Raw genomic sequence first — 892 nt, 5'->3', positions numbered from 1 at the left:
CGCCCGACCCCGTACCGGAGCCGTTGCCCGCTCCGCCCCCGGCCCCGGTACCGCTGCCGCCGTCCCCGGATCCGCCCCCGTCTCCCGAGCCGCCGGTTCCGCCTCCGCCGCCGGCCCCGCCACCGCCTCCGCCGTGGTCGCCGTGTCCGGCGGCGGTGTCCAGGCCGTGGCGGGCGCGGTGGCCGGCGCGGTGGCCGGCGCCGTCGCGCAGGGATTCGCCGAGGGTCTCGCCGGTGTTCTTCAGGGCGTCCTTGCCCGCCTCGACACCCTTCTTGGTGGTGCGGCCCAGGTCGTAGCCGTTTTGGGCGCCGAAGTTCTGGTTGACGGTCTGGGTGATCAGGTCGGAGGCCATGGCCTCCAGTGCGGAGATCACCGGTTCCTTGGCCGCCTCCAGGATGGCGTCCAGCAGTTGTTTGGCGACCTCCTTGAGGATGCGGCGCACGATTTCGCGGGTGGCGAGCGTGCCGGCGGCCGCGCCGATCTCGGACAGGCCCAGGGTGAAGGGGGCGGCGGCCTGGGCGGCGATGATTTCGGCGGCCAGGATGGCCAGCTGGGTGATCACGGCGATTTTCATGCCGATGACCAGGGCGGCGGCGGCCTCCAGGGTGGTGGCGATGACCTCGGCGGCCTGGCGGGCGTCGTCGAAGTAGCCGGAGCCGTCGGCGAACTTCTCCCAGGTCTTGCTGAAGCCGTCGATGGCGTCGCCGGTGTTGGCGGCGAGCACATTGCCCGCGGCGCTGTTGCCGCGGGATTGGTGGCCGGCGACCTCGTTGGCGAACTGGCGCCAGACCTGGGCGCATTGGATCAGCTTGTCCTCGTCGGCATGCGGCCAGTTGAAGCCGAGCATGTCCAGGACCCACTCCAGCGGATCCGGCAGCATGAGAGACAAGAC

At 71.6% G+C, this 892-nt stretch carries 1 protein-coding gene; it reads right to left on the bottom strand.

The window, feature by feature from the left end; genetic code table 11:
• On the bottom strand, positions 1–880 hold an 880-nt coding region (locus ADK86_RS15920; protein ID WP_053697172.1), incomplete at its 3' end, for a hypothetical protein.
• Positions 881–892 lie beyond the last annotated feature (12 nt).

This window comes from Streptomyces sp. NRRL F-5755 (assembly GCF_001279365.1).
GTDB classification, from domain to species: Bacteria; Actinomycetota; Actinomycetes; order Streptomycetales; family Streptomycetaceae; genus Streptomyces; species Streptomyces rimosus.
This window is presented reverse-complemented; position numbering and strand designations above follow the sequence as displayed.